21 protein-coding genes are annotated in these 25,730 nt (G+C 36.2%); 9 read left to right on the forward strand and 12 right to left on the reverse strand.

Annotation, left to right across the window (positions count from 1 at the left end; genetic code table 11):
- Nucleotides 1–654: 654 nt before the first annotated feature.
- From B2145_RS08995 to B2145_RS09020, 6 genes are all read right to left on the reverse strand, one after another.
- A complete protein-coding gene (locus B2145_RS08995; RefSeq protein ID WP_291101220.1) occupies nucleotides 655–3,768 on the reverse strand; it encodes a glycoside hydrolase family 2 TIM barrel-domain containing protein in 3,114 nt (1,037 codons plus the stop codon).
- A gap of 274 nt (nucleotides 3,769–4,042) precedes the next feature.
- Nucleotides 4,043–5,113 carry a UDP-glucose--hexose-1-phosphate uridylyltransferase gene (locus B2145_RS09000; RefSeq protein WP_291101223.1) on the reverse strand — a complete coding sequence of 357 codons (1,071 nt, stop codon included), beginning with the start codon at nucleotides 5,111–5,113 and terminating at the stop codon, nucleotides 4,043–4,045.
- Nucleotides 5,114–6,283 (reverse strand): galactokinase, encoded by a 1,170-nt coding sequence (galK, locus tag B2145_RS09005; RefSeq protein WP_291101226.1) that lies wholly within the window; start codon nucleotides 6,281–6,283, stop codon nucleotides 5,114–5,116.
- The gene (locus B2145_RS09010; RefSeq protein ID WP_291101229.1) at nucleotides 6,283–8,619 is read right to left on the reverse strand and encodes a glycoside hydrolase family 2 protein; all 2,337 of its coding nucleotides are present in this window, start codon (nucleotides 8,617–8,619) and stop codon (nucleotides 6,283–6,285) included. Before B2145_RS09010 ends, galK begins: the two co-directional genes overlap by 1 nt.
- Nucleotides 8,620–8,633: 14 nt before the next feature.
- Nucleotides 8,634–9,677: a glycoside hydrolase family 53 protein gene (locus B2145_RS09015; protein WP_291101232.1), complete on the reverse strand. Its 1,044-nt coding sequence runs from the start codon at nucleotides 9,675–9,677 to the stop codon at nucleotides 8,634–8,636.
- Nucleotides 9,678–9,681: 4 nt separating this feature from the next.
- Nucleotides 9,682–10,734, reverse strand: coding sequence for an aldose epimerase family protein (locus B2145_RS09020; protein WP_291101233.1), 1,053 nt, complete (start codon nucleotides 10,732–10,734; stop codon nucleotides 9,682–9,684).
- A 103-nt stretch (nucleotides 10,735–10,837) separates the two neighbouring features.
- Between B2145_RS09020 and B2145_RS09025 the strand changes: the two genes are divergently transcribed.
- Nucleotides 10,838–11,836 carry a GntR family transcriptional regulator gene (locus B2145_RS09025; protein ID WP_291101236.1) on the forward strand — a complete coding sequence of 333 codons (999 nt, stop codon included), beginning with the start codon at nucleotides 10,838–10,840 and terminating at the stop codon, nucleotides 11,834–11,836.
- Nucleotides 11,837–11,884: 48 nt separating this feature from the next.
- Here B2145_RS09025 and hypE read toward each other — a convergent pair whose 3' ends face one another.
- The 4 genes from hypE to hypA are packed head-to-tail and all read right to left on the reverse strand — an operon-like array spanning nucleotide 11,885 to nucleotide 14,361.
- Complete coding sequence (gene hypE / locus B2145_RS09030; protein WP_291101239.1) at nucleotides 11,885–12,904, reverse strand: hydrogenase expression/formation protein HypE; 1,020 nt, start codon at nucleotides 12,902–12,904, stop codon at nucleotides 11,885–11,887.
- Nucleotides 12,905–12,931: 27 nt separating this feature from the next.
- Nucleotides 12,932–13,168: a HypC/HybG/HupF family hydrogenase formation chaperone gene (locus B2145_RS09035; RefSeq protein ID WP_291101242.1), complete on the reverse strand. Its 237-nt coding sequence runs from the start codon at nucleotides 13,166–13,168 to the stop codon at nucleotides 12,932–12,934.
- Nucleotides 13,169–13,172: 4 nt separating this feature from the next.
- Nucleotides 13,173–14,009 (reverse strand): hydrogenase nickel incorporation protein HypB, encoded by an 837-nt coding sequence (gene hypB / locus B2145_RS09040; RefSeq protein ID WP_291101245.1) that lies wholly within the window; start codon nucleotides 14,007–14,009, stop codon nucleotides 13,173–13,175.
- Nucleotides 14,010–14,019: 10 nt separating this feature from the next.
- Nucleotides 14,020–14,361, reverse strand: a complete 342-nt coding sequence (gene hypA, locus B2145_RS09045) for a hydrogenase maturation nickel metallochaperone HypA (protein WP_291101248.1) — start codon at nucleotides 14,359–14,361, stop codon at nucleotides 14,020–14,022.
- A gap of 218 nt (nucleotides 14,362–14,579) precedes the next feature.
- Between hypA and B2145_RS09050 the strand changes: the two genes are divergently transcribed.
- The 8 genes from B2145_RS09050 to B2145_RS09085 all read left to right on the forward strand — a co-directional run bounded on the left by B2145_RS09050 (nucleotide 14,580) and on the right by B2145_RS09085 (nucleotide 23,724).
- Nucleotides 14,580–15,701 carry a hydrogenase small subunit gene (locus B2145_RS09050; RefSeq protein WP_291101251.1) on the forward strand — a complete coding sequence of 374 codons (1,122 nt, stop codon included), beginning with the start codon at nucleotides 14,580–14,582 and terminating at the stop codon, nucleotides 15,699–15,701.
- A 21-nt stretch (nucleotides 15,702–15,722) separates the two neighbouring features.
- On the forward strand, nucleotides 15,723–17,459 hold the full coding sequence (locus tag B2145_RS09055; protein WP_291101254.1) for a nickel-dependent hydrogenase large subunit: 1,737 nt from the start codon (nucleotides 15,723–15,725) through the stop codon (nucleotides 17,457–17,459).
- A 22-nt stretch (nucleotides 17,460–17,481) separates the two neighbouring features.
- Complete coding sequence (gene cybH, locus B2145_RS09060) at nucleotides 17,482–18,192, forward strand: Ni/Fe-hydrogenase, b-type cytochrome subunit (RefSeq protein WP_291101257.1); 711 nt, start codon at nucleotides 17,482–17,484, stop codon at nucleotides 18,190–18,192.
- A 72-nt stretch (nucleotides 18,193–18,264) separates the two neighbouring features.
- On the forward strand, nucleotides 18,265–18,795 hold the full coding sequence (locus tag B2145_RS09065) for a hydrogenase maturation protease (RefSeq protein WP_291101259.1): 531 nt from the start codon (nucleotides 18,265–18,267) through the stop codon (nucleotides 18,793–18,795).
- Nucleotides 18,785–21,067, forward strand: a complete 2,283-nt coding sequence (gene hypF / locus B2145_RS09070) for a carbamoyltransferase HypF (protein WP_291101262.1) — start codon at nucleotides 18,785–18,787, stop codon at nucleotides 21,065–21,067. Before B2145_RS09065 ends, hypF begins: the two co-directional genes overlap by 11 nt.
- Before the next feature lie 11 nt (nucleotides 21,068–21,078).
- Complete coding sequence (locus B2145_RS09075) at nucleotides 21,079–21,705, forward strand: FKBP-type peptidyl-prolyl cis-trans isomerase (protein WP_291101264.1); 627 nt, start codon at nucleotides 21,079–21,081, stop codon at nucleotides 21,703–21,705.
- Nucleotides 21,706–21,925: 220 nt separating this feature from the next.
- Nucleotides 21,926–23,005, forward strand: coding sequence for a hydrogenase formation protein HypD (gene hypD / locus B2145_RS09080; protein ID WP_291101266.1), 1,080 nt, complete (start codon nucleotides 21,926–21,928; stop codon nucleotides 23,003–23,005).
- A gap of 2 nt (nucleotides 23,006–23,007) precedes the next feature.
- Nucleotides 23,008–23,724, forward strand: coding sequence for a sulfite exporter TauE/SafE family protein (locus tag B2145_RS09085; RefSeq protein ID WP_291101268.1), 717 nt, complete (start codon nucleotides 23,008–23,010; stop codon nucleotides 23,722–23,724).
- A gap of 23 nt (nucleotides 23,725–23,747) precedes the next feature.
- Here the strand turns inward: B2145_RS09085 and B2145_RS09090 are convergent, their stop codons facing one another.
- Together B2145_RS09090 and B2145_RS09095 are read right to left on the reverse strand one after the other, a co-directional pair.
- On the reverse strand, nucleotides 23,748–24,968 hold the full coding sequence (locus B2145_RS09090) for an ABC transporter permease (RefSeq protein ID WP_291101270.1): 1,221 nt from the start codon (nucleotides 24,966–24,968) through the stop codon (nucleotides 23,748–23,750).
- Entirely contained in the window at nucleotides 24,965–25,729 is a 765-nt protein-coding gene (locus B2145_RS09095) for an ABC transporter ATP-binding protein (protein ID WP_291101272.1), read from the reverse strand. The genes B2145_RS09090 and B2145_RS09095 overlap by 4 nt, the downstream gene beginning before the upstream one ends.
- Nucleotide 25,730 lies beyond the last annotated feature (1 nt).

Raw genomic sequence — 25,730 nt, forward strand, 5'->3', positions numbered from 1 at the left:
AACTTCCACAATTTGATTCTCACCTGGAATATTGACTATTATGGGATGAACCTAAATTATTGTATAACTAACCCTTATTACATTATAATTATTAATGATTATATATACAATATATTTTTCAAATATATTATTATTTGTTAAATTGACAATTATTTTATTGAATTATTTTTTTTTTTAGTTCATAATTTAAATGAATACCGTAAAAAAACAGAAATCAAATAACATTTTGCCAAAAACCATCATTATCATTATTCAATTTTGAATTTTATTGTGATAAATACAAAATTAAAAACTTACAATATATAGGAAATAGAATAAAAAAATGATGTAATCTCGGATTGATACTGTTTATTTTAAATTATTGATTTTGATTTACAACTGTGTATTTTCATGATGAACATCGGGAGCGATATCTCCTTGTGATTTACCCCACATTTCATATCCCCCATAATTTCTTGTATTTGATTTATATTCATCATTTATATGCTTGTCCCATTAAATACCAAGACGATATTTTGCACCTTTTTTAAACGCATAGAAACATAGATTTCATCAGTCCCGATAGCTATCGAGGATTAAATGTTTTTTTTGTCAATTTCATTTTTTCTATGTTTCTATGTGTTTTTTATCTTTAGGCGATTTTAGGGATAATCATTATTTTTTATTAGGTTTAATCACAAAACCATAGCTATATTCTTTGTTTTTCAATTGATATTGTTCGTGTGGCAATGCTCCCCAACTATTGTCACCACCCACGCCACGTTGTGCCAGATCGACGCAAACAATAACTTCTTTACGAGGGGTAATATTATTGGTATGACGGTATTTTTTTGTCAATCCCGGATCAAAATCTTCGGGATAGTTGTTCAAAGCGCTTACACATATTGGCTGCAAACCTTCTATTCGAATACCATTCCCTGAATTATTGGTGAGAGTCAGCCAACGAACATCAGTTTTGTAACCATTCTCTTGAGGACGGGTGTAAGGAACATATTGATCGGCTACTTTGCTATTGTATATTCCTGTCAAGGAAGCTGTGTTTCTGTCGACATAGTTTTCCCAGGGACCTCGTCCGTAATAGTCGAAATTATCCAACTCTTTATTGAGGGAGAATATCATTCCGAAGCGTGGCATTTCAGGTAATTGATTGGTTCCGGCCTTGTATGAAGCTAATACCGTTAAACTACCATCGGCATTCATCGTATAGGTGATGGTGTAGTCCGATGCTACATCGTTCAGGTATAGGTTTGCCACAACGCTTGTTTTGCCGGATTCTTCTTTTATCTCTATTTTATTCAGAGAAACGTTTTTACCGGCAGTTCTCCATACATTGCTTTTTACCTGCATATTGTTTCCAAAATCATTATCAGTTGGTGCACGCCAGAAATTAGGAATCGGCAATTGATTGAAAAAATGTTCACCTTTAGATTTGTATTGTTGGATCAGACCACTGTGCTTGCTTATTTCCACTTCAACACCGGCTGCGCTAAGGGTTATACGATCTTTATCTTCTTTCACGTTTGGAGTTTCACCTGCTTCGGCTGCCTTAGCAAAGTATCGGTCCTCCCCGATTTTAAACTGTTCACGTGCTACTTCAAAATTTTGAGGCAAAACCTCGCTACCAACCCGTGTGTAGGCGAAAATATTCAAAAGATATTCTACGCCGTCTTTTGCTGATAGTTTTGGCAGTTCAAGTTGAACTTGTTTTTTCGATTGTGGCGCAAGGCGTACATCAACAGTGCCTGTCTTGATAACCAACCCATTTTCCAGAACTTCGTATTTGAACAGGTACTTGTCAAGGTTTGTATAGCCAAATCCATTTTCCACCTGGATAAGTCCTTTTTTCAGATCAATCCCTGTGAACAGAATATTTTGATACACTTTTTTTACTTCAAAAGCACCTGGGTGTGGTATGCGGTCAGGCCAAACCAATCCGTTGTGATTGAAATTTTCGTCATTGGTGTAATTTTGGCTTCCCATATCTCCGCCATACGCCCAATATTTACGTCCTACTTCATCTGTCATCTGAATACCTTGATCCACCCAATCCCAAATAAATCCTCCCTGCATATTTTTGCTGCTGCGAATAATATCCCAGTATTCCTGGAAGTTCCCACTGCTATTACCCATGGCATGAGCGTATTCACACATAATAAACGGACGTTTCACATTTTCGCGATTCCCATATTCTTTCATATACGCTATACTCGGGTACATAGGACAAACCACATCTGTATTTTCATGTTCACCAGCTTGTTCAAATTGAACCAACCGTGTATTATCTCTTTCTTTTATCCATTTATACGTTTTCTTGAACACATCACCATTACTTGCCTCGTTTCCTAAAGACCAGATAATGACTGCAGGGAAATTTTTATCTCGTTCCACCAAACTGTATGTTCTGTCCAAATGGGCATTATCCCAAGCAGGATTATATGCCATGTTTTCTTTTCCATAACCCATTCCGTGACTTTCAATATTGGCTTCATCGACTAAAAACAATCCGTACTGATTGCAAAGTTTCACCCACATCAAGTTGTTTGGATAATGGCTGCATCGTACGGCATTAATATTTAATTGTTTCATCAGGCGGATGTCCTTCATCATGGTTTCTTTGTCCTGATAATGTCCATTTACGGGATTGTGCTCATGCATGTTTACGCCATGCACCATAATTCGAATACCATTGACTAACAATTGTCCATTTTTCAACTCCACCTTTCGGAAACCGACTTGAGTAGAAACCGTTTCAATAAACTTGCCGTTTTCATCTTTTAGCGTGAGTAATAATGTGTAAAGATTTGGCGTTTCGTTGCTCCATAATTTAGGTGCGGAAACATTTTGTTTGAAGGTGGTCGATTCAATGGCATTCGCTCCCAAATTTATTTTTATTGCTTTTGTAAAAACTTCCTTTCCGGATGCATCCACTAATTTAGCCTCTACTGTCTGGTTCTTTTTAACAGCCGAGTTCAAGTTTTTCAGCTTAATATCAACCGACAAACTTCCATTTTTATAGGAACCGTCAAGGTCGGGACGGGCAAAGAAGTCAGCGATTCGGGCATTGCCTGTACTGTAAAGATATACGTCGCGATCGATGCCTGATAAACGCCAAAAATCTTGATCTTCGAGGTAGGAACCATCACTCCAACGATATACTTCAACGGCTACCAAATTTTTACCTGGTTTTACGTATTTAGTTATATCGAATTCAGCCGGACTTTTAGTGTTTTCGGTGTAACCCACTTTTTCTCCATTTACCCAGATATACATGGCTGAAGTTCCCGCTTCGAAATGAAGGAAAACATGACGTTCGTTCCAGTTTGCCGGCAATTCGAAAGTACGGCGATATGAACCAACAGGATTATCGGCATGATCGATATAAGGCGGATTTTTAACAAATGGATAGGTAATATTGGTATAAATTGGAATTCCGTATCCTTTCAATTCCCAGTTTGAAGGCACGGAAATTTCTTTCCAATTGATTGTATTAAAGTCTGTTTTAAAGAAGTCTTTCGGGCGTTGATCAGGAGTTGGAGACCAAGAAAATTTCCAGTTTCCGTCCAAGTTCAGAAACCAGGGAGAACGTGTGTAGTCATCGGCAATGGCAGATGATGCATCGGCATAAGGAAGAAAGGCTGCACGAGCCGGCTCACGATTAATCTGAAAAACTGCTGGGTTTTCCCAATCGTTGACAACAGGCTTATCTTGTGCAAAAACAACGGAAAAAATACTTGCAAGAACGCAAGTTAAAATTATTTTTTTCTTCATGGATAATGATTGTTTTATAGTGAAAGTATCACTATTATTATTAAATAATTAATTAAACTCAACTACATCGGTAAATGTAGATTGTGAACGTATTTCAAACTGATTAATCCTTTTGGATTCTATCTCGATGTCATAATCAAGCCCCATTGCGTTTATCTTCCCCATCATTAAATCAAGTCGTCAGGAAATTTTCCTTTTGACCACCATTTTCACAATTAAAACCTGCCTTTATTCTTTTACAATTCTCTGTTCCCAAAACTGGGACGCTATCAATTTATGATTGATTAATTGTTTTTATTGATAATTTATAATGTTGATCTGATTGCTCTTTTAAAATAGAAGCACTTTTTTCTGGAGTGATATCTCTTTGCGATTCACCCATCATTTCATAGCCCACCATGAATTTTTTCACGGTAGCCGAACGCAATAATGGTGGATAAAAATGCATGTGAAATTGCCATTCCGGATGCGGGTTTCCATCAGTTGGCGTTTGATGAATTCCTGACGAATAAGGGAATGAGGTTTTAAAAAGATTGTCGTATTTAGTTGTCAATTGTTTTAAAATTGTTGCAAAAGCGGTCGTTTCTTCCTCGGTTAAATCAGTGATTTTTCCGAAATGACGCTTGCTGATAATCATCGTTTCATAAGGCCAAATCGCCCAAAAAGGAACAAGCGCCACAAAATGATTGTTCTCGATTACGATTCTTTCGTTCAACTTCAATTCTTCCTGTAAATAATCCTGCAAAAGGTTACTTTGGTGTTTATCGTAATACGCTTTTAGGTTGTTTTGGGTTTTCTCCACTTCGGTTGGCAAGGAAGATTGTGCCCAAATTTGTCCGTGTGGATGTGGATTGCTGCACCCCATAACGCTTCCTTTATTTTCAAAAATCTGAACATGATTGATATAATCTATTTTGCCCAAATTTATATATTCTTTTTGCCAGGAATGAATGATATTTTCTATGGCTTCAACAGGCATTTCGGGCAGTGTAAGGTTGTGTTTTGGCGAAAAGCAAACCACTCTTGAAATACCTCTTTCAGGTTGTGCCTTGAAAAAAGTCTCTTTTTTATTGTCTTCAAAAACGATTTCTTCTTGCTTCAAAGCGGCGAAATCATTTTCAAAAACAAAACAATTTTCATACTCTGGATTCTTCAATCCGCTGGTACGAACGTTTCCCGGACACAGATAACAAGTTGGGTCGTATTCAGGCAATTCATCCGAATGCACGGTTTCATTTTGCCCTTGCCAAGGACGTTTGGAGCGGTGCGGAGAAACCAAAACCCATTCGTTGATTAACGGATTGTAGCGTCTGTGCGGGTCTTCGTTGATGTCGAAATTTTTCATTTAATTAGCGGTGTAAAGTGATGTACCGTTTCCGATTTTAACATCATAATTTTTTAATTCTATTCCAAATGCATCAAAATAAAGCGCGGAAAGTCTTTTTTTGAGGTCTTCTTCGTGGCCTTTTTTTACCAAATTGATCGTGCAACCTCCAAAACCACCACCCATTAATCTGGAACCAATTACGGATTTCTCCATTTTTACCGTATTGACCAGCATGTCTAATTCGGCACAACTTACTTCATATTCGGATGATAAACCTTCGTGAGTTTCTAACATTAGTTGTCCTAAAACTTCAATATTCCCATTGTCCAATGCCTCACAAGCCTTAATTACTCTTCCAATTTCTTTTACTACAAAATGACTTCTTTTAAAGACATCTTCGCTCATTTTGTCTTTTAAACTTAAAACCTGACTCTCATTACAATCTCTAAAGCTATTGATTTCCGGAAAATTATTTCTGATTATTGCCAATCCTTCTTCGCATTCTTCCCGTCTTTTATTATAGGCCGATGTAAACAGCGAATGTTTCACATTGCTATCGAATAAAATTAAGGAATATTCACTGAAATTGGCGTCATGGTATTCAAATTCCAATGTCCTGCAATCAATTTTTATCACTTTATTTTCCAAACCAAAAACGCTCGAAAACTGATCCATTATACCACAATTAATACCAACCCAATGTTCTGCTTTTTGTCCCATTAATGCAATATCCAATGGTTTTATATTCAAATTAAAAAGTTCATTAATCCCAAATAAAAAACCACATTCTAAAGCTGCCGATGAAGACAAACCGGAACCAACAGGAATATTACTGCTAAAAACACAATTAAAACCTTCAAAAGAAAAGCCGTTAATTTTCAATTGATTGATAACGCCACGTAAATAATTTGTCCAAACTTTTTCATTCAGCTGCATCGTATCCGCCAAATCAATTTCAAATTCATCATCAAGGTCTATTGCCATTATTTTAGATTGATTTGAATTGTTTTTTTCGAAAGCAAAACAAATAATTTTGTCAATTGCCGCAGGCAAAACAAATCCGTCGTTGTAATCGATATGTTCGCCAATGATGTTAATTCTCCCCGGCGAAAGCACTATTTTTTCTGGAGATGAACCAAAAGTTGTTTGAAAAAAAGTTGTCGTTTTTTTAATTAATATGTCATTCATTATTTTAAAATTAAAAGGGTATTAGTTTGTAATTTTTCTGATGTGGCAGTGATTTTTATTGGATTTTTTAAATCCCGTGTTTTAAGAACAATAGTTGCAATTCCGGCTTCCGCTTTCACTGGATTTTCACCAATTAACTCCGCATTTCCTTCATTCAAAGTAAAAGTCACTTCATTATTTGCGGTTGGAATTATGGTTCCGTTGTTGTCCGTAATTTTTGCATAAACAAAAACCATATCCGGAAAATCAGGATTGATGATTTTTGAAGAACTATCATAACTCAACTCAATTTTGGTAGCATTTTCCGGAGATTTAACAACGTTTGTGGCTGCCTTTTCTCCATTGATAAAACCTTCGGCTCGTAAAGTTCCTGAAATAAATTGGGCTAATTTAAAAACAAATGGCGGATGATTTAAAGAATCGTTGCTTTTATTTAAATCAGGTTTCTTTTTCGAAACTAAAACGTCATTTAAATACAACGCAACTTCATCGCAATTGCTGTAAACGGTCACATTCAACGGCGAATTTTCGGTCCAATAATTAGCAATATGCACCATTGGCCCAGAAACCAATTTTTTATCTAAAACCACATTCGCATCGCGTTGGCTTTGGTAAAAATAATAGGCAAATTTCGGAATCCTGAAAATATCGCTTATTCCTGAACTTTCCAAATCAGGGCTGTAACCACGATTGTAATCAAACATTACCCAGTTGGCCTCGCCAATGGTTTGCGCTCCTTTTCTGTTAGAATTTGCCGCTTCCTGAAAATTAAATGCCTGTTGCAACAATCGTTTTTCGCCATTGCTTCGCAACTGACGCGAAGTTCTTTCGTCTTCTTTCAAATTCGAAAATTCTTTTTGATTGAAGCCTGCATTTTGGGCATAATATTCCCAATCACCATATTCGGCGATGAGAATTTTTCTGTCTCCTTTGTTGTATTTTGTCCAATAATCCGGCGCCTTTGCGTGCTGGCGTGCTGGAATAAAAATATCGTAAGCCTCGTTATCAATCCAGCTTGCGCTGTAATTATTCTTGAAAGGCAACTCTTCTTTTAAAGTTTTGGTGGCTTCTTTCATAAAACTGTCACTCATGCCCGTTTCATTTAGAGAAGCTTCCCAAAAAATAATGCTCGGATGATTTCGGTCTCTTCGTGCCATTTCCCGAATGTTTTCGAACGCATTTTTTTGGAACGTTTCATTGCCAAAAAACTGCCAACCAGGCAAACTATTCATGACCAAAATCCCCAATTCGTCACACGCATTTAGGAAAGCTTCGGCATGCGGATAATGGGATAATCTCACGAAATCAAAACCTGCATTTTTGATTTTCACGGCATCGCGATATTGTGCTTCATCGGAAATGGCGTACCCTAAATACGGATATTCCTGATGTTCGTTCGTTCCTGTTATGTATAATTTTTCATCGTTGAGATAATAACCATCGCTCTTTATTTCTGATTTTCTGATACCGATTTTTTCAGAATAACTGTCAATAATTTGATTATTCGAAATTACCTCAACTTCTAAATTGTATAAGTTTGGCTTGTTTATTGACCATAATTTCGGATTTATCACTGAAATATTCTGCGTAATTTCTTTCTCGTCATTAGGATTTATGGTAAAATCACCTGATTTGTATTCTAGTTTTTCGCCGTCTCTATCAGTTAAAATAAATTTCAAATAGGCTTTCTTTTCAACAACAAATTCGTTTTTTAAATGAACTTGAACCGTTCCTTCCGCCTTGTCTTTATTGATATTGTCAAAATTCACAAAAATACCGCCACTTGCTTTTTTGTTGGCATTTACGGCATTGGTAATGTAAAATTTTTGGGTTGTAACCAAATAAACATTTCGATAAATTCCACCGTAATAATTAAAATCTAAATCCTTCAAAGGCTTTCCTGGAAGAAATTCCGGATTGTCTTCATTATTAACTTTGACTTTAATGATATTTTCCTTTTTTGAATGTAGAAAAGCGGTAACATCCACCGTAAAAGGCAAATATCCGCCTTTATGATTGGCTACTTTTTGGTTGTTGATCCAAACATCGGCTTCTTGCATCACACCTTCAAAATAAAGGAAGACTTTCTTGTTTTTAGAATTGGCAACTTTGAACTTTTTTTGATACCAAGAAGTCCCTTGAAACTGTTTGATAACCACCAAAGGTTCGATTTTATCCGTATGTGGAATAGTGATGTTCTCCCAATTAGAATTTACTTCTACTCTTTTGAATTCCCAATCCCCACCGAAATTGACTTTCGTTCTGGATTGTGAATTGACTTTTCCAAAAGAAAATAGTAGTACTAAAAAAAGGATATTTCTTAAAATGAATTTCATTGTTTTTTTGTAATTTAATTTTTAAAAGCATCTAATGCTGGTGAAGGTTTTCCGTCAGATTGCCAAGCATTCAATTGATAGCCGCTCCAACTTTTTTCGCCTTCGGGTTCCCAATAAATCACGCCAAGTCCTTTGTTATTTGGAACCGCTTTTACAGCATTTATAACTGCAACCAACATATCTTTGGTGTTTTGTACCAAAGTGTAATCGCCTCCAACTTCTACAACCATCACTTCTTTTCCGTATCTTGAAGCCATATCTTTTAGATTATTTCCCAAGTCGGCAATCGTGGCCGTGTAATCGCTTTTTATCCAATACGGATAATAGGACATTCCAATTACGTCATATTTTACATTGTTGGCTTTGGCATTGTCAAAAAACCATCTGAATTTAGAATTGTCGTTACCTTGGTCGATATGAACGATTACTTTGATATCTGAATTTATAGCTTTTGTAGCCTCATATCCTTTGTTTAATAATTGAGCTAGTTGGCTAAAATTAGAAGAGCTCCCTTCCGGCCACAACATTCCTCCCGGAATTTCATTGCCAATTTGCACCCACTCGGGAGTTACGCCCGCTGATTTTAGCGCACTCAACACATCAAAAGTATGATTGTAAACATCATTCAATAATTCTGAAAAAGTATGATTTGTCCAAGCGGCAGGTTTTGTTTGTTTACCCGGATCTGCCCAAGAATCACTATAATGAAAATCAATCATGATGCGCATTCCCATGTTTTTAGCTCGCAATGCCATGGCTACCGTTTCGGCTTTACTGCAATGTCCACTTGCTTTATCGTTTGAAGGATTTACCCAAACGCGAAGGCGAATCGTATTAATCCCTCTATCTTTCAGCAATTGCAAACAATCCTTTTGTGTGCCGTCAGTATCATAAAATTTATATCCCGTGGCTTCCATTTGCGATAACCATCCCACATCAGCCCCTTTTGCAAATGCAACCGCCATTGGTGTTGTTTCAGGGGTTTGAGCTTTACTGCATGAAGAAAAAATCAATGACAATAAAAGCACCAACGACAATAAGGTTCTTGTTTTTTTCATGATATTAATACATTTCAAATTTAAAAGTTGTTTTGTGCGAATAGGTTTCTCCTTTTTTCAAAACAGCGTTCGGGAAATGACTGTGATTGGGTGCGTCAGGAAAATTCTGAGTTTCGAAACAAATGCCACTCAAAGAATGATAATTTGCATTTTCCTTGCCTTTTATAATATCAAAACAATTACCTCCCACATATATATGAACCGCCGGCCGATCCGTATAAACCGACATTTTCAGATTGTTATTTTTACTGAAAAACGATGCTGCTAGTTTGTTCTCTTTATTTAAAATATAGGTATTGTCAATTTTTGAAGGACATTTTTTTGGCAAACCAAAATCAAACGAGTGATTGTACAAATCAACTAATTTTCCCGTTGGAATATTTTCATTGCTAGTTTCCAATATTTTTATTGAATTCACAAATAGCTCTTGATCAGAAACAGTTGAATTATGACCATTGAGGTTGAAATAACTATGATGGGTTAAGTTTACGACAGTATCTTCAGTTGTCATTGCTTTGTAGTCAATAATTAATTCGTTTTCTTCGGACAAAGTATAGGTCAGTTCCACTGTTAAATCTCCTGGATAATTTTCTTCCTTATCAGGACTAAAATAGGTTAAAGTTATTGATGGATTTTTATCATAATTTACATTTTTAACTTTCCAGACCTTTTGACTAAAACCGGCATTCCCACCGTGAAGCGAATGATTATTGTTGTTCTTATTCAAATGAAAGGTTTCATTGTTCAAACTAAAAGTACCATTATTGATACGACCCGCAAATCTGCCAACGGTTGCTCCAAAATAAGGTGCGCTTTCTAAATCGAATGATTTTAAGTACAATTCTAAATTGTCAAACCCCAAAACAACATCTACAATTTCACCATTCTTTAATGGTATTTTCAATGCCGTAATGGTAGCCCCATAATTGATAATTTTTAATCGCATTCCGTTTTTATTGGTTAATTCATAAGAATGAATAGCTTCTCCATCAGGCATTAAACCAAATAATTTCGCTGTGGAACCAGTTGTAAAATGTGATATGTGTTTTATTTCCATTGCTTTTTTATCAAAAACGAAATTCAAAATTATACTGTTTTTATATTTTTACATACCAGTACCTACCAGTTATTTTGTGTATCTTGCAAAAAAATATTTTTTTATGAAAATTATTTCAATTCAAAACAATTTTGGCATACCAAAATACAAGCAAATTATCCTATCTATTGAAAAGGCAATTGAAGATGAAAAGTTAAAAAAAGACGAAAGATTGCCATCAATAAACAAAGTCTGCATGGAGTTTTCTTTGTCACGTGATACCGTTTTGCAGGCCTATGAAGAATTAAAAAAGAGAGGTATTATTTATGCTATTCTCGGCAAAGGCTACTATATAAAAAGCATTGAAGTCACCATAAAACAAAGGATATTTTTACTTTTTGAGGAGTTGAATATTTTCAAGGAAGACCTTTACAATTCGTTTTTGGAAAGCATTGGAAAAAATGTCCAAGTAGATATTTTCTTCCATCATTTTAATATTCAGGTTTTTCAAAAATTGATAAATGACAGCAATGGAAATTATACAAAATACATCATAATGCCAACCAATTTAGCCGAAGCCGCTTCGATTATAAAAACCCTACCGGTGAATGAAGTTTATATATTAGACCAAACAAATTCGGAACTTAAAACCTTTCCCGCAGTTTATCAAAATCACAAGAAAGATATTTATGACGCTTTATTAAAAGGAAAATCTAAATTATTTAAATATAAAAAACTGATTTTGATCTTTCCTGGATTTAGGGAACCCCTAGGGATGAAAGAAGGATTCGAAAAATTTTGCATTGATTTTTTAATAGAATATGAAATTATTACAGAGTTTACCAACAGAGAAATAAAAATAGGAGAAATATATATCATACCAAATGACAGGGATTTAGTAAGTGTAATCGAAAAATCGAAACTTCAAAATCTAAAACTAGGTCAAGACTTTGGAATTATTTCTTACAACGAAACACCATTAAAAAAAGTGGTAGAAAATGGCATTACCACTATTTCTACTGATTTTGAAGCAATGGGAAAAATATTGGCAAAAATGATATTGAATGGAAAGAAAGAGCAAATAGAAAATAAATGTTCCTTGATTATCCGGAATTCATTGTGATAAATCAAGGTGTTTAATTTGTGTTTAAGCTGTTCAAATATTTATGTTCTAACAAATTCTTGGCAACTGTTCCCCAATTAACGGACTCACTACCCTTTTGCCCCCAAAGGCACTTTCCAGAATAATTTTAGCTTTCACATCATTGGTTATTTTGCCGATTATGGATGGGTTTTGACCCAATGATTGCAAGATTTCCATTATTTCATTCTCGACAGATTTCGAAACTATGCAGGCAAAAACCCCTTCGTTTGCAACATATAATGGATCAAGCCCAAGAATTTCGCAAGCACTTCGCACCTGACTTTCGACAAGAATTTTTTCGTCTTCCAGAAGCATTCCGAGATTGCTTTCAGTCGTAATTTCGTGCAATACCGATGCTAATCCACCGCGAGTGGCATCTCTCAAAAAATGAATATCTTCTCCACATTTGTCCATCAACGACTCGACAATTTTATTTAGATTGGTCGTATCACTGAGAATTTCGCTTTCAAACTGTAACCCTTCTCTTTCAGACATTATCGCCATTCCGTGAGAAGCTATTGGCATATTAACTATTATTGAATCTCCGGATTGTATCCTGTCGATTCTAATATTGGCGTTTTCGTGCAAAACACCAATTCCTGAAGTATTGATATAAATCTTGTCTCCTTTCCCTTTCTCAACCACTTTAGTATCTCCGGTCACAATAAATACGTTTGCCTTGTCGGCAGTTTTCCTGATAGATTTGATGATTTCGGTAAATTCTTCGATTCCAAATCCTTCTTCAATAATAAAAGACAAGGATAAATATTTGGGAATTGCACCACACATTGATAAATCATTTACGGTTCCATTAACGGCTAATTCGCCGATATTCCCACCTTTAAAAAAAATTGGACTAATCACGTAACTATCGGTGGTAAAAGCTAATTTCCCTTGTATATCAAGAAAGGCTCCATCATGCCTTACATTCAGAATTGGATTATTCAAATGTTTAAAAATTACTTCATTCAAAAGCCTTGTCGTATGTTCACCGCCGCTCCCGTGATGCAGATTTATTTTTTCTTTGTTGTCCTGAAGGTTTTGCATTAAATAGTATTATTTTTAAAAAAACAGTTAAATTCCTTCCCCCATTTGCTTTAATACTGACATTGTGGCCCTGGCCTCTTCTTCATTTATTATTCCAATGGCGGCTCCAACATGCACTAATAAATAATCGCCAATTTTAGCTTCTGGAACCAAAGCCAGATTCACTTCCTTTATAACTCCTTCGAATGATACGCTGCCAATTCTAAATGTTTCATCCAGTTCTGATATGACTTTTTCTAATTTTCCCGGTATGGCTAAACACATATTGTTATGATTTTAATGATTTTTTTAAAAAATTATACCAAGTTTCCATTCCTTCCCCGGTGTATGCAGAAACTTCGAAAAACTCAAGATTGGGATTCACCTTTTTTGCATACTCTTTCAACTTTTCCATATCAAATTTGAGATAAGGCAATAAGTCAATTTTATTGATGATGCACACTTGTGAACCGTAAAACATGTCGGGATATTTTATGGGTTTATCCTCTCCTTCGGTGATTGAAATAATGACAACTCTTATGTTTTCACCCAAATCAAACATGGCAGGACAAACTAAATTTCCAACATTTTCTATCATCATCAAAGAACCGTCTTTTGGCGAAAGTTCCTTGACTGCTTTTGCAATCATTTCGCTATCAAGGTGACAACCTTTGCCTGTATTGATTTGTATCACGGGAACTTTGAGAGCCGCAATCCTATCGGCATCATTTGTTGTTTGCTGGTCGCCTTCGATGACGTTAAACGAAATTTCGTTTTTCAAGTCGGCAATGGTTCGTTCCAGCAATGATGTTTTTCCGGAACCTGGGGAGCTGACTAAATTGATGGCAAATATATTCTTGGCTTCAAAATAGCCTTTATTTCTTTCGGCCAACAAATCATTTTTGTGCAAAATCTCTTTTTCCAAATTGATTTCTCTGGCATTTTGATGATCGTCATGATGATGTTCATGGGTATGACTATGGTCATGATCGTGGTCATGACTGTGGCTATGGTCATGATGTTCTTGTCCATGGTAGTGCGTATGAGAATGTTGAATGGCTTTACCATCCACTTTTATGATTCTAGCTCCGTTTCCATCTGAGTTGCATCCACAAGTTACACACATAGCATTATTATTAGTTTATTATTAATTTCTTGATTTTTAATTCTTTACCGGAAATAATGTTTTTGAACGGGCTATTGCACTTTGGGCAGGAATCGTAAATTTTTCCCAATCTATATTCCATATCACACTCGGCACATTTTGCCCTTCCTTCAGGTTCAGTAATTATTACTTTTGAATCTTGCAAAACAGTGCCATTGGCGCTAAGTTCCCAAACAAAATTTAAAGATTGTATCTCTACTCCCGAAAGTTTGCCAATTTCTAAATATATCTCCAAAACCTTTACTCCACCACCATTTTCCACCTCCTTTTCGGCAGTTTTAATAATAGAAGTTACAATAGATAATTCATGCATACCATTTCAATTCATAAAGACAATAAAACTATTTTTTCGATACTAAAAAATTCTATCTAGACAAATATAGTAAAATTATTACGACATCTATATTGTTAAATAATTATTAAATTCACAAAATAAATTGCCTTTTATTGAGTCTCATTCTAAATATTATTATGTAGTAAAAGTTATAATAATAATATGTAAATTTATAGGATATTTAAAAAAAATGTATTATGGGACAAGAAATCAAAACAAATGAAACTTATTATGAAAGTATCATCAGACAAGGATACAATCGAAGAGACTTTCTAAAGTTTGTTGCATTTATTGGAGCCTACATGGGTGTAGAATCATCTACATTAGCTCAAATCGCAAAATCATTATCAACAAAACCACGATTACCGGTAATTTGGGAACATTTCCAAGAATGTACGTGTTGTAGCGAATCATTTATTCGTTCTGATCACCCTATTGTTGCCGACATTATTTTGGATAAAATTTCCCTTGATTACACACTAACTTTAATGGCCGCTTCCGGACATCAAGCTGAGGCAGCCAAGAAAGCCACAATGGATAAATATAAAGGTGAATATATCCTTTGTGTTGAAGGCTCTGTTCCTTTAGGCGACGATGGAAATTATTGTTGCATTGCGGGTAGAAGCGCAATCGATATATTAAAAGAATCTGCTGCTGGCGCCAAAGCCATAATTGCTTGGGGAAGCTGCGCAACATCAGGTTGCGTTCAAGCTGCAAAACCAAATCCAACTGGGGCTGTGCCAATTGACCAAATAATTACCGACAAACCCATCATAAATGTTCCCGGCTGTCCACCAATTGGTGAAGTTATGGCAGGAATTATTGTTCACGTTGTCGCTTTTGAAAGACTTCCTGAACTTGATGGAGCCGGAAGACCCAAAGCTTTCTACTCCAAAAGAGTACATGACAGCTGCTACAGAAGAGCCTATTTTGATGCGGGTCTTTTTGTAGAACACTTTGATGACGAAAATGCCAAAAAAGGATATTGTCTGTACAAAGTAGGATGTAAAGGACCAACCACTTACAATGCCTGTGGTAATATCAAATGGAACGGTGGCGTTAGCTATCCAATTCAGTCAGGACATGGTTGCTTAGGTTGCAGTGCCAAAGGTTTCTGGGATGCAGGAAGTTTCTATTCTCGTGACCTCGCAACTGGAGGCGGAATCGAAAGTGATTCAGATACTTTAGGAAAAGTGGCTCTTGGGGCAGTTGCTGCCGGAATTGGTGCTCATGCCATTTTATCTAATGTTTCTAAAAGAAAAGAATTAGACAGAAGAATTGCAGAAGGCGAAAAAGTGGAATCAAAAATAAAAGATTAATAAACCAATAAATAAAATAAAATGGCAGAAAGAATCGTAGTTGACCCAATTACAAGAATAGAAGGACATTTAAGAGCCGAAGTCGAAATTTCTGACGGAACGATAAAAGAAGCTTTTTTGTCCGCTACAATGGTTAGAGGTCTAGAAAATATTGTTAAAGGTAGAAATCCTAAGGATGTTTGGGCCTTTGTTCAAAGATCTTGCGGAGTTTGTACCGCTGTTCACGCGACGGCATCCGTTAGAACCGTAGAAGATGCCTTGGGAATTGTGGTTCCGCCAAATGCCGAAATGGTTAGAAACATAATGACCGGATCGTTATATATTCATGATCACGTGATCCACTTTTATCATCTTCACGCCTTTGATTGGGTTGATGTTGTAAGCGGGTTAAGCGCTGATCCAGTGAAAACTTCACAATTGGCACAAAGCATTTCAAAATGGCCAAAAAGCTCGCCCGGTTATTTCTCTGATTTACAAAAAAGATTGAAAAAATTTGTTGAAAGCGGCCAGTTAGGTATTTTTGCCAATGGTTATTGGGGTCACCCAGCAATGAAATTGCCGCCAGAAGCCAATTTAATGGCCACTGCACATTATTTGGAAGCATTGGAATGGCAAAAAGAAATAGTGAAAGTACACGCCATCTTTGGTGGAAAAAATCCACATCCTAATTTCTTGGTTGGCGGTATGGCTTGTGCCATCAATCTTGATGATGCCAGCGGACTCAATGCCGAAAGATTGGCAATGGTTCAAAAATTGTTGATCCAGGGTAAAGAGTTCATAGAACAGGTATATTTGCCTGACGTATTGGCAATTGCAGGCTTCTACAAAGACTGGGCGGCAATAGGCAGTTTTAATAATTTTATGAGTTTTGGAGATTTTCCAATGCAAGGCTACAATAATACGAATATCAATACTTTCAAATTCCCGTCGGGAGTAATACTTGACAAGGATTTATCAAAAGTTCACGATCTTGACTTGAGAAATCTTAAAACAGTTGAAGAATATGTAAATAATTCTTGGTATGATTATTCAGGAGACGGAAACGCGGGTAAACACCCTTGGGTTGGTGAAACCAACATCAATTATACAGGGCCAAAACCTCCTTACACCCATCTTGATGTGGATAAAAAATACAGTTTTATCAAAACTCCAAGATGGAAAGGTCATGCGATGGAAGTGGGTCCTTTGGCAAGAACCTTGATTGGTTATGCTTCGGGAAGACCCGAGTACAAAGAAATAGTTGATGCAACACTTTCTAAACTGCAGGTTCCTGCCGGGGCACTTTTCTCTACTTTGGGAAGAACAGCAGCAAGAGCTTTAGAAACACAATTAGTTGCAGGCTGGAATCTTGAATTTTTTGACACCCTAATCAGCAACATCAAAAATGGTGATACCAGAATGTCCAATATGGAAAAATGGGAAATCTCATCTTGGCCTTCAGAAGCTAAAGGTGTTGGTTTAGTTGAAGCTCCTAGAGGCTCATTGAGCCACTGGATTATTATCAAAGATGGCAAAACCGAAAACTACCAACAAGTGGTGCCGTCTACATGGAATGCTTCACCGAGAGATCCAAAAGGACAAAGATCTCCTTACGAAAGTGCTTTGATGGGCACTCCGGTTGCTAATTCAGAATTACCATTAGAAATTATTAGAACCATCCATTCTTACGATCCTTGTATTGCTTGTGCAGTGCATTTGTATGACGAGAAAGGCGAAATCATTAAAGAAATGAATGATCTTTCTATTTGTAATGTCTAAATAACCCCTTAATAAATATTTTATGTCAATACAAGATTTTAAAAGAGCCTATGTTTGGCAATTGCCGGTCAGGATATTTCATTGGGTTAATGCATTAGCAATAACAGTCTTAATCATCACTGGATTAATGATATCCCATCCTCCAGGAATAATTTCCGGAAATGAAGCTTCCTCCCAGTTTTGGTTTGGGTATATTCGTGAAATTCATTTTATGAGTGCTTATTTAATGGTGGCGGTTTTAATTATGAGAGTGTATTGGGCTTTTAAAGGCAATAAATATGCTAACCGGAAAGTATTTGTTCCATTCAATAAAGAAGGACTTTCAAATGGTTGGTATACATTAAAATATGATATTTTCCTCCAAAATGAAAAAAGATATAACTATAAAAAAAGCATACACGTGGGACATAATAATATAGCCGCTGTTTCCTATTTAGTTATGTTTATTCTGGCAATTGTTATGATTATTACTGGTTTTGGTTTGTATTCAGCTAACTCAACTTGGTTTTTACCAAAAATGTTTGCTTGGGTACCCGAGTTTCTAGGTGGTGATATGAATACTAGAGTTTTGCACCATTTAACAATGTGGGGATTCATTTTGTTTGTGTTAATTCATGTGTACCTTGTTCTTTATCATGATTGGTTAGAAGGACGGGGCGAAGCATCAGCGATGATAAGTGGTTATAAATTTGTAAGAGCAGAAAGAATCAAGAAAGAGGCAGAAAAAAAATAAATGAATAAATTGATTTATAAAAATTCCCTAAAAATAACAGGGAATTTTTTTAATAGTTTAAAAAATATACAAATGGCTGAAGAATTATTCCCACACGTATCCGATGGATTTCACAATAATGGCAATAAAATATTACTATTGGGAATTGGCAATTATTTAATGGGAGATGAAGGAGTTGGAGTTCATTTTGTCAACACTATTGACGAATCTGAATTTCCTAAAAACATCACTTTTATGGATGGTGGAACAGGCGGATTCCTACTTATCCCCTATCTTGAAAGTCATTCTGTTGCCATTATTATTGATGCAACAATGGACGGAAAAGAAGCTGGAACTGTCACTCTTTTGAAACCAAAATTTTCGAATGATTTCCCTCTATCATTGAGCGGACATAATTTTGGATTAAAAGATATGGTCGAAATACTAACTATGTTCGGTCGAATGCCAGACATCTACCTTTACACCGTTTCAATAGACAATATGGATCCTATGGTTACCGAGTTATCTCCCAAAGTACAAGCTTCATTGTCCAATGTAAAAAGTAAAATACTGGATTTACTAGAAGAATTAAAAACAAAAAATAGCATTCTACTTGAGTCCTGATACTTTTGAAATAGTAATTTCCGGAAGAGTTCAGGGAGTCGGATTCAGACCTTTTATTTATAATTTGGCAACAAAATATAATATAAAAGGTTTTGTAACCAATAACGAAAAAGGCGTTTTAATCAATGCCGTGTCGGATGACAACAATATTGACGCTTTTTACAACCAAATATTTATTCAAAAACCGGTAAGTTCCGAGATTACTTCTTCTCAAATAAAAAAAATTCCTTCAATAGAAAAATTGGATGGTTTTTGCATAAAACCCACAGCTCCTAACCTACTTATTGACATTCCATTAACTCCGGATTTTGCCATTTGTGAAAGCTGTTCAGCGGAAATGCTAGATCCTAAAAATCCAAGATATTATTATCCATTCATAACTTGCACGCAATGCGGACCAAGATATACTATAACCAAAAAATTCCCATTTGAAAGAACAAACACAAGCATTGATGAATTCATTATGTGCGAAAATTGTTTGCAGGAATATAAAAATAGCGATACTATTCGATTTCATTCTCAAACAAACTCTTGTCCCAATTGTGGAATTACTTTAAAATTAACAACCAATTCAGGAGAAATACTTTCAGAAACAAACACTGAAATATTCAAAATCATAGCCGAAAAACTAGCCTTAGGGAAAATAATCGCCTTAAAAAATACTGCAGGTTATGTATTAATTTGTGATGCCACCAATGAAGAAGCCGTAAAAGAATTAAGGATTAGAAAAAAAAGACCCACGAAACCATTTGCTGTTTTATTCAAAAACACGGAGTCAATAGAAAACTATCTAAAAATGAATCCTATCGAAAAGGATTTGCTGAATTCTACCGAAACTCCAATAGTAATTTTACCAATAAAAAACGTGTTGGATTTAGCCGTCAATCAAATTTCGCCCAATCTTGAAACTATCGGAGCAATGATTCCAAATTCAGGAACATTGAAATTGGTAATGGAAAATTTCGGAAAACCAATTATTGCCACAAGTGCTAATTTTCACGGTTCTCCGATATGTTCCAATGAAAAAGAAGCCACGAAAACATTAAAAGAAATCGCCGATTATTTTATCCACAATTCCTTGAATGTGCTCCATCCACAGGATGATTCGGTTATAAAATTCACGGAAAAACATTCCAAAAAAATAATCTTGAGACGTTCACGTGGTTTTGCTCCCAATTTTTTGCAATTCGATAAACCGAAATACAACCAAAAAATACTCTGTCTCGGCAGCGACTTGAAAAACACGATTACCATTTTGCCCAACAATAATTGTTATATAAGTGAATACATTGGCGATTTGGCAAATTATGACACTTATTTACGATTTGAAAAAACAATAGAAAACTACAGGAAAATATTCAGTTTTGAACCAGAAGTCCTATTATCTGACTCCCATCCAAAATATATAAGTTCAAATATTGAAGAAAGCTTCTTTAGTGAGGAAGATGATATTCATTTTCAAAAAATCCAGCACCACGAAGCCCATTTTGCGGCGATTCTTGGGGAGAAGAATTTGTGGCAATCCAAAGACAAAATTATGGGAATTGTATGGGATGGAATCGGTTATGGGAATAAAAACGAAATATGGGGCGGAGAATTTTTCGAATATCATAAAAACACCATCAATAGAATTGGCCACTTGGCTAATTTCCCTTGGATTCTTGGAGACAAAATGTCTAAAAATCCAAAAATTTCGGCTTTGTCCATCAGCGATTCAAATTTATATTTTAAAGACTATTTCGATGCTAATGAATGGAATATTTATTCGAAAGCAATTCAAAACTCAACGATTCAAACCTCGTCAATGGGACGATTATTTGATGCGGTGGGTTTTGTATTAGGATTTCACCAACAAATTTATTTTGAAGGCGAAGCGGCAATTTACTTGGAAAAAATAGCCCAAAAACAGTATTCAGCATCAAAAAGTGAACTTATCGATTATCTCGAAAATGAAAAAATAAGCAATAATATCATTCCAACTAAATTACTTTTTGACACAATAATTTCGGATAAAATTAATGGAATTTCAGTTGGAGAAATTGCCGTGAATTTTCATTACACACTAATTAAGAGTATTGAAAAAATTGCCGCAAACAATAAAATTCATACATTAGCATTCAGCGGTGGCGTATTTCAAAACTCGCTTCTTGTAGATATGATTATCGAATTTCTATCGAACGATTTTGAGGTACATTTACACGAAAACTTATCTCCAAACGACGAAAACATTTCTTTCGGGCAATTGAATTATTATCTTAATATTAAAAATTAATTTTAGAAAATATGAACATAAACGAATTGTTGGGAACTATAGGAAAAACAGATGAATCTGATAAAATATCCTATTCTGCCGGAGTGATTATGGCGCAAAGCCTGAAAGACATTGGTTTTGACGAGATAAAATATGATGATTATATCGAAGGTATGAAATCGGTTTTTAATGATTCTTATCCAAAAATAACCCAAAAAAGAGCCATCGATATATTTCAAAATTATGTGGTGCTACTTCAGGAAGATTTGAAAGATAAAAACGCTGAATTAGGCAAAAAATTCTTGGAGGAAAACGCTAAAAAAGAAGGCGTTATCACACTCGAAAGTGGTTTACAATTCGAAATTTTGGAACAAGGAACTGGAGAAATTCCAACTATTAACGATACCGTAAAAGTCATTTACGAAGGCACTTTATTAAACAAAGACGTTTTTGATTCGACCAAAGATAGCGGTGCAATAGAAATGAATGTAGCGCAAACCATTTTGGCTTGGCAAGAAGCTTTGCTATTGATGCCAGTTGGTTCACGTTGGAAATTATACATTCCGCATCATTTGGCTTATGGAGAATATGGTGCACAACCAATGATTCAGCCCAATACTACATTGATTTTTATCATCGAATTGATGGAGATAGTTTAATAATAACCCGTTGGGTGTAATTAGTTTTTGATGATAATTTTCGTCAGTTCGAGTGATCCCGCTTTTGGGCGGGATCGTATCGAGAACTAGAAAATTATTATTAAAAACGGTTCTCGATACATTTTTTGTTCCGTTTTACTGCACAAAAAACACTCACGCTGACGTTTTTAATAATTGCACCCAACGGGTTAATAATATTCTTTTGAGAAATTGATTATATATGAAATACCTAACCGAATACCGAAATCCAGAACTCGTAAAGCACTATTTATCTGAGATTAGCAAAATAGTTACTAAGCCTTGGAATATAATGGAAATTTGTGGCGGCCAAACCCATTCTTTGGTAAAAAATGGACTGTTAGATTTACTTCCCAAAGAAGTGAGAATGATTCACGGCCCGGGTTGTCCGGTTTGTGTTACTCCTATTTCGTTGATTGACAAGGCGATTGAACTATTAAAACAAGGCGTTATTGTTTGCTCTTTTGGCGATATGATTCGGGTTCCGGGTTCAACAAAAAGTTTGCTGCAAGCCAAGGCGGATGGTGGCGATTTGAGAATTTTATATTCCCCTCTCGAAGCGGTGAATATTGCTGCAGCAAATCCTGATAAAGAAGTGGTTTTCTTTGCAGTAGGTTTTGAAACTACCGCTCCAAGCAATGCACTTTCCGTGGTTCACGCTGATAAATTGGGCTTGAATAATTATTCTATTCTGGTTTCTCACGTTTTGGTTCCGCCGGCTATGGAAGCCATTTTATCGGATGAATTTTGCACCATCGACGCCTTTTTGGCTGCCGGTCACGTTTGCACGATTATGGGATTGGACGAATATTATCCCATTGCAGAAAAATATAAAATTCCGCTTGTTGTCACTGGATTTGAACCTGCCGACTTGGTACAGGGAATTTATCACGCCGTACTTCAATTAGAAAATGGCGACTATTTCGTTGACAATCAATACAAGCGTTTGGTAAAACCCGAAGGAAATCTAAGAGCCAAAGAAGTCATTTATGATGTTTTCGAAATTGGAGAACAAGAATGGCGAGGCATTGGGAAAATTCCCGAAAGCGGTTTTGTAATGACCGAAAAATATAAAAAATACGATGCCAATAGGAAGTTTTCCATCGAAGTAACTCATAGCGAAAAAGATAAAAACTGCATAGCGGGAGAAATCCTGAAAGGAATCAAAAAACCTCACGAATGCCCTGAATTCGGTAAAAATTGCAAGCCTTCAAATCCTCTTGGAGCGCCAATGGTTTCATCGGAAGGTGCTTGTGCGGCTTATTATCATTATTCCATTTAGAGATGATAGGATTTATAATAACGGCATATGCTGGACTGGAGCACGCTTTTGAAGCCGATCATTTATTGGCGGTAAATAGCTTGGTAACCAATAGAAATAATCTCAAAGAATCCGTGAAAGACGGCGTGTATTGGGGAATTGGCCACACACTTACCATTTTCGTGATAGTTGTTTTGATGATTGGTTTTAAAGTTAGTGTCAGCGAACACATTTTTAGTTATTTGGAAGCTACAGTTGGCTTAATGCTAGTTTTTTTGGGTATTTATCGCTTGTCAAAATTATTTAAAAAAAATACGCACACACACACTTATTCCCATAGTCACACTCTTTCCAATACTGATTCTGTTAGCCATTTGCATTCACACACTTACTCACATTCACATATAATTACCGCTTCAAATCACAGTCATCCCAATAAATCGAATAGTTTTAGCGCGGCTTTTGGAGTAGGTTTGGTTCACGGTTTGGCTGGAAGTGGTGCCTTGGTAGTTTTGGTGCTTTCGCAAATGAAAACCACGCTGGAAGGATTGTCATACATTTTAATTTTCGGTGCAGGTTCTATTATCGGAATGTTTATTGCCTCGGGTTTATTTAGTCTTCCTTATGGAAAATCAATACTGAAATCTCAAAAACTGCAAATTGGTTTGATAATTGTTTCTTCCCTGCTTTGCGTGTTTTATGGAAGTCACGTGATTTACGAAAATCTTTTCAGGATATAAATTCCCTCATCAAATAGAGTTATTTATTCATATCGCAATGCTTCTATTGGATTCATCCTTGAGGCTTTTAATGCTGGATAATACCCAAAAAACACCCCTGTGACAAAACATACCAAGAAGGAAAGAACAACCGATGATTCAGTAATTAAAGTTGGCCAATGTATAAAATAGGTTACCAATTTTGTTGCAGAAATCCCCAGTACCACTCCTATTACTCCTCCCGTAATACTGATCATAATGGCTTCAATTAAGAACTGCATCATGATATCAATTCCTCTTGCTCCAATAGCCATCCTCAACCCAATTTCTTTGGTGCGTTCGGTTACCGATACATACATGATGTTCATAATACCAATACCGCCAACTACCAGTGATATACCCGCAATAACAGCCAGCAATACCGTCAGTGTCTGACTTGTGGAAGTAAAGGTGCTAATCAATTCGGCCTGTGTTCTTACTGTAAAATCATCATCGGTTCCTTTTGGCAGTTTATGACTTGTTCTTAATATCTGTTGGATTTCTGAAGCTGCTTTATCTGTTGCGTTTTCATCAATAGCTGAGGCAAAAATACTTTGATAATATGTGGTGGACAGGATTCGTTTCTGTACCGTGCTAATTGGAGTAAGTATCACGTCATCCTGATCCTGACCGAAAGTATTCTCCCCTTTTTTACTCAATATACCGATTATTTTAAATGGAATTTTTTTAAAACGAATGTTTTTCCCCATGGCATCTCCACCATCGGGAAAGAGATTATTTAATATTGTTTGTCCTATCAGGCAAACTTTGGCAGCCGATTTTACGTCTTGATTTGTAAAAGGCGTACCTTCCTGCAAAGTCCAACCGCGGATGAATAAATATTCCGGATATACCCCCTGCATTGAGGTAGACCAGTTATAAGGACCATTAATGACCTGCCCTCGTGAAGTTACGTAAGGAGAAATGGCATTGATATAAACTGCTTGTTTTTGCAAAGCGACGACATCCTGCTCTGTAAGGGATTGAACACTGGTATTTTCCATTCTTGCTCCACCCATCACGTTGCTGCTTGGTCTTATCGTAATCATATTGCTGCCCATTCCTTTTATTTGGCTTTGGATGCTTTGTTTGGAACCTTGACCAATGGCAATCATTGAAATGACCGAAGCCACACCAATGATAATACCCAGCATAGTAAGAAAAGCCCGCAACTTATTCCGTTGAATTGCCCTCCAGGCTATGCGTAAAAGATTAGTTATTTTCATTTTGCTACAGTTATCAAATCAGGAATTGGTGGAAGGCTTTCTAAAACTTCTTTTGCATTTCGTACGTTCGTATTGACGCTGTCTTTTATAATCATCCCATCTCGAAGTGTAATGGTACGTTTGCTGAATGTGGCAATATCCGGTTCATGCGTTATAAAGACAATTGTTTTTCCGTGTACCTCATTAAGTTCCTGCATCAGCACCATAATCCCGTAAGAAGTTCTGGAATCAAGATTTCCGGTAGCTTCATCTGCAAGTATCATTACGGGGTCATTTACCAAAGCTCTTGCAATAGCCACCCGCTGTTGCTGTCCACCCGATAACTGACTCGGAAGATAATGAATTCGATCGGTGAGATTAACGGCTTCCAGTGCGCTCATGGCTTTTTCCCTGCGTTGTTTTGCAGAAATTTCAGGATTGTATAACAAAGGCAATTCCACATTTTCTATGGCTGATGTTCTTGCCAATAAATTATACGACTGGAAAATAAAACCCAGCTTTTTGTTGCGAAGTCTTGCCAGTTCATTTTTTGAAAGCGTGCTTACATTTGTTCCGTCAAGTAAGTAATCTCCCCCAGTGGGTTTGTCGAGACAACCCAATATGTTTAATAGGGTTGTTTTGCCCGAACCACTGCTGCCCATAATGGTTATGAATTCACCTGAGTTGATGGTGAAACTAACGTCGTTAAGTGCCTTAACGGTTTCATCTCCCATTCTGAATTCCCGTGTCAGGTTCTTTAAATCTACAATGACTGAACTCATT

The sequence above is a fragment of the Flavobacterium sp. UBA5153 genome (assembly GCA_002413745.1).
In the GTDB taxonomy this organism is placed as follows: Bacteria; Bacteroidota; Bacteroidia; order Flavobacteriales; family Flavobacteriaceae; genus Flavobacterium.

What these genes read in the sequence shown, in the direction of transcription:
- B2145_RS08995 (WP_291101220.1), bottom strand. Translation starts at nt 3,768, where the DNA reads ATGAAGAAAAAAATAATTTTAACTTGCGTTCTTGCAAGTATTTTTTCC.
- B2145_RS09000 (WP_291101223.1), bottom strand. Translation starts at nt 5,113, where the DNA reads ATGAAAAATTTCGACATCAACGAAGACCCGCACAGACGCTACAATCCG.
- galK (WP_291101226.1), bottom strand. Translation starts at nt 6,283, where the DNA reads ATGAATGACATATTAATTAAAAAAACGACAACTTTTTTTCAAACAACT.
- B2145_RS09010 (WP_291101229.1), bottom strand. Translation starts at nt 8,619, where the DNA reads ATGAAATTCATTTTAAGAAATATCCTTTTTTTAGTACTACTATTTTCT.
- B2145_RS09015 (WP_291101232.1), bottom strand. Translation starts at nt 9,677, where the DNA reads ATGAAAAAAACAAGAACCTTATTGTCGTTGGTGCTTTTATTGTCATTG.
- B2145_RS09020 (WP_291101233.1), bottom strand. Translation starts at nt 10,734, where the DNA reads ATGGAAATAAAACACATATCACATTTTACAACTGGTTCCACAGCGAAA.
- B2145_RS09025 (WP_291101236.1), top strand. Translation starts at nt 10,838, where the DNA reads ATGAAAATTATTTCAATTCAAAACAATTTTGGCATACCAAAATACAAG.
- hypE (WP_291101239.1), bottom strand. Translation starts at nt 12,904, where the DNA reads ATGCAAAACCTTCAGGACAACAAAGAAAAAATAAATCTGCATCACGGG.
- B2145_RS09035 (WP_291101242.1), bottom strand. Translation starts at nt 13,168, where the DNA reads ATGTGTTTAGCCATACCGGGAAAATTAGAAAAAGTCATATCAGAACTG.
- hypB (WP_291101245.1), bottom strand. Translation starts at nt 14,009, where the DNA reads ATGTGTGTAACTTGTGGATGCAACTCAGATGGAAACGGAGCTAGAATC.
- hypA (WP_291101248.1), bottom strand. Translation starts at nt 14,361, where the DNA reads ATGCATGAATTATCTATTGTAACTTCTATTATTAAAACTGCCGAAAAG.
- B2145_RS09050 (WP_291101251.1), top strand. Translation starts at nt 14,580, where the DNA reads ATGGGACAAGAAATCAAAACAAATGAAACTTATTATGAAAGTATCATC.
- B2145_RS09055 (WP_291101254.1), top strand. Translation starts at nt 15,723, where the DNA reads ATGGCAGAAAGAATCGTAGTTGACCCAATTACAAGAATAGAAGGACAT.
- cybH (WP_291101257.1), top strand. Translation starts at nt 17,482, where the DNA reads ATGTCAATACAAGATTTTAAAAGAGCCTATGTTTGGCAATTGCCGGTC.
- B2145_RS09065 (WP_291101259.1), top strand. Translation starts at nt 18,265, where the DNA reads ATGGCTGAAGAATTATTCCCACACGTATCCGATGGATTTCACAATAAT.
- B2145_RS09075 (WP_291101264.1), top strand. Translation starts at nt 21,079, where the DNA reads ATGAACATAAACGAATTGTTGGGAACTATAGGAAAAACAGATGAATCT.
- hypD (WP_291101266.1), top strand. Translation starts at nt 21,926, where the DNA reads ATGAAATACCTAACCGAATACCGAAATCCAGAACTCGTAAAGCACTAT.
- B2145_RS09085 (WP_291101268.1), top strand. Translation starts at nt 23,008, where the DNA reads ATGATAGGATTTATAATAACGGCATATGCTGGACTGGAGCACGCTTTT.
- B2145_RS09090 (WP_291101270.1), bottom strand. Translation starts at nt 24,968, where the DNA reads ATGAAAATAACTAATCTTTTACGCATAGCCTGGAGGGCAATTCAACGG.
- B2145_RS09095 (WP_291101272.1), bottom strand. Translation starts at nt 25,729, where the DNA reads ATGAGTTCAGTCATTGTAGATTTAAAGAACCTGACACGGGAATTCAGA.